This window comes from Bacteroidota bacterium, assembly GCA_016213405.1.
GTDB lineage: Bacteria > Bacteroidota > Bacteroidia > Palsa-948 > Palsa-948 > Palsa-948.
Genome location: JACRAM010000052.1, coordinates 1 through 8,757 on the forward strand (window position 1 = coordinate 1; position 8,757 = coordinate 8,757).

The 8,757-nt window shown below is 38.3% G+C and carries 9 protein-coding genes; 1 reads left to right on the plus strand and 8 read right to left on the minus strand.

Annotated elements, in window-relative coordinates; genetic code table 11:
• Nucleotides 1–173: 173 nt before the first annotated feature.
• From HY841_05595 to HY841_05615, 5 genes are all read right to left on the minus strand, one after another.
• The gene (locus tag HY841_05595) at nucleotides 174–761 is read right to left on the minus strand and encodes a hypothetical protein (protein ID MBI4930215.1); all 588 of its coding nucleotides are present in this window, start codon (nucleotides 759–761) and stop codon (nucleotides 174–176) included.
• Between the two features lie 261 nt (nucleotides 762–1,022).
• Nucleotides 1,023–1,334, minus strand: a complete 312-nt coding sequence (locus HY841_05600) for a hypothetical protein (protein MBI4930216.1) — start codon at nucleotides 1,332–1,334, stop codon at nucleotides 1,023–1,025.
• Between the two features lie 353 nt (nucleotides 1,335–1,687).
• The gene (locus tag HY841_05605) at nucleotides 1,688–2,377 is read right to left on the minus strand and encodes a PorT family protein (GenBank protein ID MBI4930217.1); all 690 of its coding nucleotides are present in this window, start codon (nucleotides 2,375–2,377) and stop codon (nucleotides 1,688–1,690) included.
• Nucleotides 2,378–2,757: 380 nt separating this feature from the next.
• Nucleotides 2,758–2,916, minus strand: coding sequence for a hypothetical protein (locus tag HY841_05610; protein MBI4930218.1), 159 nt, complete (start codon nucleotides 2,914–2,916; stop codon nucleotides 2,758–2,760).
• A gap of 318 nt (nucleotides 2,917–3,234) precedes the next feature.
• Nucleotides 3,235–5,217, minus strand: coding sequence for a tetratricopeptide repeat protein (locus tag HY841_05615; GenBank protein ID MBI4930219.1), 1,983 nt, complete (start codon nucleotides 5,215–5,217; stop codon nucleotides 3,235–3,237).
• Between the two features lie 118 nt (nucleotides 5,218–5,335).
• Between HY841_05615 and HY841_05620 the strand changes: the two genes are divergently transcribed.
• A complete protein-coding gene (locus tag HY841_05620) occupies nucleotides 5,336–5,485 on the plus strand; it encodes a hypothetical protein (protein ID MBI4930220.1) in 150 nt (49 codons plus the stop codon).
• A gap of 217 nt (nucleotides 5,486–5,702) precedes the next feature.
• On the opposite strand, the gene HY841_05625 is transcribed toward HY841_05620, so the two are convergent.
• The 3 genes from HY841_05625 to HY841_05635 all read right to left on the minus strand — a co-directional run bounded on the left by HY841_05625 (nucleotide 5,703) and on the right by HY841_05635 (nucleotide 8,602).
• Nucleotides 5,703–6,488 (minus strand): MvaI/BcnI restriction endonuclease family protein, encoded by a 786-nt coding sequence (locus HY841_05625; protein ID MBI4930221.1) that lies wholly within the window; start codon nucleotides 6,486–6,488, stop codon nucleotides 5,703–5,705.
• Entirely contained in the window at nucleotides 6,485–7,288 is an 804-nt protein-coding gene (locus HY841_05630) for a site-specific DNA-methyltransferase (protein ID MBI4930222.1), read from the minus strand. The genes HY841_05625 and HY841_05630 overlap by 4 nt, the downstream gene beginning before the upstream one ends.
• A 279-nt stretch (nucleotides 7,289–7,567) precedes the next feature.
• Nucleotides 7,568–8,602: a T9SS type A sorting domain-containing protein gene (locus HY841_05635; GenBank protein ID MBI4930223.1), complete on the minus strand. Its 1,035-nt coding sequence runs from the start codon at nucleotides 8,600–8,602 to the stop codon at nucleotides 7,568–7,570.
• Between the last annotated feature and the right edge of the window lie 155 nt (nucleotides 8,603–8,757).

The window sequence follows — 8,757 nt, forward strand, 5'->3', positions numbered from 1 at the left end:
AGCTGGATCTTGTCCGCTCTGTTTGCTCTAAGGCAAGAAATTAAATTGGTCTTGCAAGGGCAAAAATAGAAAAGTTTTAAATAGTGAAATAGTATATAAAAATCTTCAAAAAAAATTTGGAGATAACACAGAATCTGTCTACGGGACTGTCACACGGACGAAAACGGAAATTGTCACGCGGGAGTTTGTCGAGATGTAGAGATTGTCTTGCCGTCAAAATCAATTTTGTATTTTGTATTATAAAAATCTGTCACGGCAATGTGGTCAGAGTTTAAAGTAAATGCGTGGCTGTCTAACGTTACAAATATGTCTGCGCCACCGTACTGCCATTTTATTTTTCCGTCACTGTCGAGGCGAGTGATTTCTATTTCTCCGTGCACAATGTAGTCGGCTTGCAGTTTTACAATTTGAAAACAGGTCGCGGTGTCTGCTTTTGTTTTCCATTTTAGTTGTAACTCAGGAACTGTCAGGCAGAAAATAGTGTCACAACAGCAGATAAGTAATTGTCCGTTATCAACGAGCGATGCTGTCGGGTGAATAGTTGTCCCGCCACCTGTTGCAAGAACAAGGCAATTATTTATTTCTTCGCTGTCGCGGTAGATTTTTACTCCGTGCTTTGATGTTGGTTGAAACTGTTGGGGCTGTCCGCTGTCATCGAAGTAAAGTTTTGAATAAACATTGTTGTTGTCTGACGAGTCAACAGTATAAGTTGGGTCGTCAAAGACTGCAATTGTCAAATCATTGTAGATGTGTCTTTGCATTTTTTTCAAATGGTGGCTAACGTTCCTCAAATTTGCGCTGTGCGGGATTTATGAAAACTAATTTGTCTGCCATTACAAATATAAACCGAAGATACAAATTTTCAAACTTGAACGTCAGCCCGCATAGAGCAAATTTGATGTTAGGGGCTGGTTTGTCTGCTGTGACTGTCCCACGATGCAAGCGAAATAGTCGAGGAAAAACTGTCAGCCGAAAAATTGTCCCCGAAGAAATTGTCAACGAAGGACAGTCACACGACAAACCTATTTGAACTTTACACAGTCAGCATGATCCATGTCTACATCGGAAAATATTAAGCCGTCTGCTTGCGGATAATCTTTTTTACATCTGCGAAGAAGAATGTTAAACATTTCCGCTGGCTTTCCGCTCCAAACAAGTCCTGTTTTCTTTACAGTTCCGAGAAATTGATACTCGGCTGTCGGTTTGCTGAACATAAAAATATAAATGCCTTCTTTTTGGTCAACTGTCGCAGAACTTTTTGTGTCTGCTACGAATTTAAACGCTGTCAAGAAGAGACCGACTGTCAGCGTTGCGATAAATATTTTGGTTTTCATTTTGTCTTTGATTTTAAGTTTGTAAATGTTTGAGAAACTGTCTGCCCGCGCGAGGCTGTCACGCGAGAAAAAACTTGTCAGCCGAGAATGACTGTCAAGAAGTGTCGAGCCGAATAGTCGGTGGCTCACGTGTCTGTCGAAGAATTATTTTTTTGTCCACTGCGAAACGTTTGTGGAGAAAGTGTCAAGCTTTGATGTCGCTTGAAACTTGCCCCTAACGTTTTGCAAGTTTGCGATGTGCGGGATTTTGAAATACAAAATTGTCTGCCATTACAAACATAAACCGAAGATACAATTTTTTAAACTTAAACGTCAGCCCGCATAGCGCAAAATTGCTGTTAGCACCAGTTACTTTATTTTTCTGTCTCACTTTTCTGTCCACCGAGCGAAAATAATTTATATCGCAGTCCAACTGTCACTTCTTGTGTTTTCCAAATCCACCAGTCGGGACTACCTTTGAAAATATTGTGTAGTCCGTAGTAGTAAGTTGTTTCAATTGAAAACTTATTTGTCAGGTTGTATGTTAACGCTGTCCTTGCACCATAGTCGTAACTGTCAATGTTTAATTTGTCGGATATTGGAGGCAAAATAATTATAGGAATTGGTGATTGATATTCGGAGTGTCCGCTACTTGTTAGCGTAAATAATATTTGAAAGCCAAGATTAATTGTAAGTTTTTTTATTTTATACCCGTAATAAATTGGAATACCAAAATAAGAAATGTGTCGTCTTATGTCCTGAACGATAAACTGTCCGGTTGGATTGCCGTATTGGTCTGTCACAGGAATTTGTGAACGTTCTTTGCCTTCTATTTGAATGAATAACAATTCTGTCCCCAGTAAAGATTTGTCGCCAAGATGAAAGTTGTAAAAGAGTCCACCGTGTCCAGATGGAACGAAGTAAAACTTTTGAGTTGTCTGCGATGAAGTAAGTTTTGTTGAAAGATAACTTAGTCCACCGTTTGCTGTCAGTCCGATGTCATGCTGTCCCGAAGCAGTCAGGTAAATTGTCGAGGAAGTCAATATGAAAAAAAGTCGTTTCATGTAATTGGTGCTAACGTTTTTCAGGTTTGCGATGTGCGGGATTTTGGAATACAAAATTGTCTGCCATTACAAACATAAAACGAAGATACAAATTTTCAAACTTAAACGTCAGCCCGCATAGCGCAAACCTGATGTTGGCAGTTCGTTGCTTTTTTGTCCTGCGTTGCTGTCCCACCGCGCGAAACGATTTGTTAAAGGAGAAACTGTCGAGCGTGAATTTATTTTTTCTGTCTGCGCGAAAGAGTTGTCCGATGAAAACTGTTGTTGCGTTTTTGTTTTTGTCTTGTGCGAAACTGTCCAGCGAGAAAAGTTGTCGGTACAAGCGCAACTGTCCCGCTGATTTTTTTTGTTGCTTGGCTGTCTGCGAATAAAATTGTTGTCTACCGATGAACAGCGATGAAGAGTTGCGAAATTGTCAGCCGATAAATGTATTTGTATTTATTTGTCACGCTGTCACCAACCGTTGAGCCGTCTTTGTGAGAACCGATTGTCTGTCCCGATAAAAGTTTTTCTACAAAGTCAACGGTGGACTGTCCCACGAGAAACAATTAAAGGAGAAACTGTCGGAATGAAAAAGATTGTCGTGGAAAAAGTGAAGGACAGTCCAGCGATGACTTTATAAATTGTCTGGAGAAACTGTCGCGGTTTTCGCAATGACTGCCAACGTTCCGCAAATTTGCGATGTTGCCGATTTGCGGAGCGAAAAATTGTCTGCCGAAACCGAAACAAAGATATGAAAAACAAAATTCAATACAAGAACGAAAGCGGCAATAGCGCAAATTTGCTGTTAACTACATCCGCTCCACGCCCTGCTTTGCCCCTGCGCAATTGTCCACCGAGCGCAAAGCTGTCCGCCACTACAAGCGCACACCGATAACTAAAATGTCGTCCACTTGTTCTGTCCCGCCTTTCCAGTCTTCGATAAAGTTGTCGAGATGATGCTCTTGTTCTTTTAAAGATTTGTCTTGAATTGAAAGTAAAATTTCTTTGAACTTTTTTGTCGTCAATTTTTTGTGACCTTGGCCGCTGAAGGTGTCTGCGTAGCCGTCAGTAGAAATATAAAAGGTGTCCCCATGCTGTAATTGTATTACGTGAGTGTCGAAGTGTTGGCTGTCCTCTGTGAAACCGCCAATTGCTTTTTTAGTTGCCTTGATTTCTTCAACGACTGTCTGTCCGTTGCGAATAATCCATAGCGGTCGGTTTGCACCAGCGTATTTTACAACACGCGCGTCTGTGTCTACGGAGCAAAGAGCGATGTCCATTCCGTCACGCGTTGATTCGTTGCTGTCTGTCTGGTGAAGCGAAACTTTAATTCCTTTATTAAGGTGTCTAAGTATTTCAGAAGTGTCTGCGCTGTGCGCCAAAGCGTCATCAAGTTTTTCAGAACCAATCATACTCATAAATGCGCCAGGAACTCCGTGACCTGTACAGTCAGCGGATGCAATGAAAATAGATTTGTCGTTTTTGTGGAAGTAATAAAAGTCACCGCTCACAATGTCTTTTGGTTTGAATAAAACAAAACTGTCGGGGAAAGCAGAATTTATTTCTTCTCTCTTTGGAAGTTTCGCTTGCTGAATTCTTTTTGCGTAATTAATGCTGTCTGTTATGTCTTTGTTTTTTTCTTCTATAATCTGCTTTTGTTTTTCCGTCTCTTTATTTTTTATTTCAATTATCTGCTTTTGTTTCTTTGTTATTCGCAATGAGTGGAAAATAAAAATTGCAAACAACGCTACTAATAGTAATCCTACTATAACGGAATAGGTAATTATTTTTTGCCTCCTCTTTTCATCTGCTGTAATTGTGTCCTTTTTATCTTGTTCGGCTTTTGCAAACGCTTCTTTTTTCTCAAACTCATAATTCATTTCTTTGCGAGTCATATCTTTATTCTTTTCTTCATTAAAAATAGAATCCTTTGCTATGGTGTATTGTTTATAGTGTTCTAATGCTTTGCTCGAATTCATCATCTTTTCGTACACTTGGCTTATGGCTTCTTCAAATTGCATTTTTAAATTCAAATCTCCAATGCTATCGCTTAATACAAGTGCCTTTAGCAAATATTCCTCCGCTTCCTTGTATTTCTTTTGTTCGCTATAAACTGCACCAATGTTCCCGAGAAAAGTTGCCATTCCATTTTTATCTCCCAATTCTTTTGTCATTTTCGATGCTCTGAAATAATATTCCAATGCTTTTGGATAATCGCTTTGTGTATAATAGAGAAGCCCAATGTTTCCAAGCCATGTTGGAATTGCTCTTTTAATATTTAATTCTTCGCTAATATTCAATGCCTTTAAATAATAATCAAGGGCTTTGTTGTAGTCCTTTTGTTTATAATAGACCATTCCTAAACAGCCGAGATGCTTTGCCATTCCATTTTTATCTGATATAGCGGTATCAATATTCAATGCTTTGAAATAATAATTCAGTGCTTTCGGATAGTCCCCTTGATATAAATAGACAATTCCGATGTTTCCTAAACATTTTGCTATTCTATTTTTATCCTTTAGTTCCTCTCCTATCTTTAATGCTTTCAGATAATAATCAAGAGAGTTTGGATAGTTCCCTTGATTGTGATAGATAATTCCAATGTTGTAGTAAGCGATAGCAATTCCTTTTTTGAAATCTAATTGTTTTGCAAATTTCAGTGCGGAATTGCTATAGTTGAGAGCACTATCATAATCGCTGACATTTATATATTCAAGAGATAAATCATTTAAATGAATTATTTTATTTGTGTCCGCTTTGTCTTTTTTGATTATAGAAAGTAAAGAATCAATTTTTGATTGCTGGGAAAAGCAACTAACAGAAACAAAAAGAAATAATATTTTGCACAAAGTTTTCATTTATTCATTTATTCACTTATTCATTTATTAACTAGTGCGGAAAATAGGTGTGATTATTCATTGAGTATATGAAAAAAATAATATAAATTTGTTTTCAAACAATCAAAATTAAACTAATATGAGTAACCAAAACGTAATTTCAATTTTTACAATCTCGGTAATTGTAGTGGCGATTGTAGGTGTATTTATTTATGTTTACAATACTAATGGTAAAGCAAGAATGTGTCTAGGCGGAAATTTGCTTTGTCTTGAAGCGTCAAAGGCGTAATTCTTTAACGAAAGAAGTTGCTGTCTACCGTTGCGAAACTGTCCTGTTGTTTGTATTTGGGCGGTTGTAGTTAACGTTTTGCAGGTTTGAGAAGTGGCGGATAAAAAACCGCTTCACTGTCCCACGAGACAAATATAATAAAGAGCAGAAACTTTCAAATTAAATGTCAACCGCCATTGCTCAAACCTGCTGTTACCGGCTGGCGTTTACTTTTCTGTCACACGATTACAGTTGTCTTTTCGTACAAGTCCGGCAAACAATTTTGTCGCATACGAAATTTTGTCCCGTGATTGTGTCCAGTCCGCGCGTCAAAGTCAACGAGAATATTTCCTTTTTCAATTTGATTTAAGAAGCCGTCAAAGTTAAATTTTTGTAACATCATTACTTTGCTGTAACAATAAAACTCTTTGCCTTTTTCTTTTTTCACTTCTGCTTGAACATAAAAACAGTTGAGCAATTTTGTTCCGACTTTGTTTGATAAGTCATCAAATCCCCAATATGGTTGAGGATTAAGTTCGCCAAGTCCAATCTTTTTCTTTACTGTTTTCAACCAAGTGGAATGTCTTGCAGAAACTTTCTTGTGGTCAAATGAAATGAGAACTTTTTTATTTTCTCTATCAATTTTAACCATAAATCCTCTGTCGCTTCGTGAGAGACCGTGAATAGTCTGCCGAAAACTCATTTCTTTTTTGGAATACTTTTTTCCGGATTCTTGATGTTTCCATCCGTATTTCAAAAGCAGAATTTGCGGAACAAATTTTACCGCTCTTGGCGATGGTTCAATATGAACTAAAGTTGTCAACGAAGATGTATTCAGTCGCTGAGATTTTAATTCCCATTCGGATGCGTTAGGGATTGGAAGATTATTTTCGGTAATACCTAATAAATCTTCAAGAGTGTTTCCAATGCCACCGTGATTTCCGTGTCTTGCATTTTTTATCCACCCTTTTGTTGCTATCGTTTTTAGTTCAGCAATTAAACTGTCTTTGGAATATATTTTCATTCTGTTTCTTGAAAAAGGGTAGCGGATTTAAATCTTAAAAGTTCACTTTCTCTTTTATTTCTTGCAATTCTTTTTTCTGACATTTCGCAATAGTCCGGTGAGAGTTCAATGCCAATATAATTGCGTTTAAGTCCTAAGGCAACGATTGCAGTTGTCCCGCTACCAGAGAAAGGGTCTAAAATTGTCTGCGCAGTTGTTGAAGAAATAATTCTGTCAATGAGCGCAACCGGAAAAGGTGCAGGATGCTCATTTTTCATTTCCTGAGTAAACTCCCAAACATCACCAAAGGCGTTAGCCTTTGAAGCAAGTTTGAAGTTTGGTTTTGGAATAAAATAAATCACTTCGTATGTCGGCAAGAAATAACCGGGGTTAAAATTGATACCGCCTTTTCTACGCCAAATGATAATTTGTCTAACAGGTAAATCTCTGATAATGTCTTTGCGGTCTTGAATTACTCCGTCCTGAACGCGCCATTTGTGATTGTAAAAAATTGCTCCATCGTCTTTGATAAGGCGATACATTTCTTTTAAGCAATTGTGTTGCCACTCTGCATACTCCTCATTGGGAATGTTGTCGCTGTAATGGCTGTACCCGTTTTGCAATGCGTTGCCAGCCCACTTACCTGTTTTAGTGTTTGCGCTCATTCCATTTCCGGTTGAGTTTTTTAAGTTGTAAGGCGGAGATGTAACTGCAAGGTCTACGCAGTTGTCCGGCATTTGACGCATTGTCTCAAGGCAGTCACCGCAGACAATTTTATTTACAAAGTCGTCAGGGAACTTTTTATGCTTTCCATTTTTCATCTGTCAAAGTTACGTTTTTTTCTTGTCATTTCGTTTTTGTCCTGTCGTCACCCTACGCTTGCCGGTAACGTTCCTCAAATTTGCGCTGTGCTGGATTTATGAAAACTAATTTGTCTGCCATTACAAATATAAACCGAAGATACAAATTTTCAAACTTAAACGTCAGCCCGCATAGAGCAAATTTGATGTTACCAACAGCACCCCACGTCCTACTTGCTCCTGCGCAATTGTCCACGATGAGAGAAATTGTCTGGGCGCGCGCAACGAACAAGAAAGGAATTATCTGTCCGCGATTACTAATTTGTCTACTGCGATGGTTTTGTTTTCTTCTGTCAGCCGAACGAAATACAGTCCGCTTGCGAGATTGTCTCGGTGAAAAGTAATTGTCTGCCCGCTGATGTTTTTTATTTGCGCAACTGTCTGCCCGAAACAATTGTCCACCGTGAGAGTTGCGTTTCTTAATGGATTATTTGTCTGCAAAGTTGTCTGTGTAGAAAATGGATTAGGAGTAATTGTAAAGGAATTATTCTTGGATAAATTGTCGTGAACAGAAGTAGATATATTGCAATTTACAGCAGAAGGACAAATCTGTCCGTTTGTCATGTCAATTGCTCCGTTAAAAAGAACAGAACAGTTTGGATAAACAGTGAATTTCCATTTGTACCGTCCAGTACATCCAGCGGGGCAGTCACCGCACCCAAGAGAAAATTCATATTCCCTATTATTACCAGTCACATTGTAATTAATTATGTTGCCATCACCGATGACTCCCGAAGATGCTGAATTAACTCCGTTAAACTTTTCTAAACTATCGTTTATGGCAAAAATGTTTAGTTGTTGGTTGGTCACTAATGTTGCTCCACTGCCAAATGAATACCAATATACAAATGAGAAACCGTAAGTAGCGAGAAAGTTGTCGAGTTGTGTGTAGCCAGTTGTCATTTGACTGTTTTGCCACGCTGTTGTCCAACTATAGGAAGTATTTACGTTTACATCGGTATAGAAAAACCAAGGTTGATATTCTACGGAATAATGATGAACGCAGTAAATATCAAAAACAGAATCTCGTTCAGGAATTGTGGTATTAAAAATTGCTGAAAGTCCTTCCCAAATGGTGTCTTTATATGTTTGAGGAATTATGAATAAACTTGTGTCGGGAGTTTTTATTTGAAACATCCTGCTCATTGCTAAATGATGAACGTCTTTATCATACGCTGTCTGTAAAACTGTCGGAAGGATACAGGAAGAAGAAACCTGTCCGTGCGCAACTGTCAAGGATAGAACTGCTGTCGAGGCGAGAATTAATTTTTTCATTGTCTGTGTTGCGATACTCGTATGTTTGCGAAATTAAATAAACTAGTGCAACTAAAAGAAAAAAAGAGTGAGAGCAATATGCGTTACAAAACAACCCTTGAGGTATGTTCGTAGACAGAGAATCCTCACTCTTTTTAAAACTCTTTAAAGTCAGA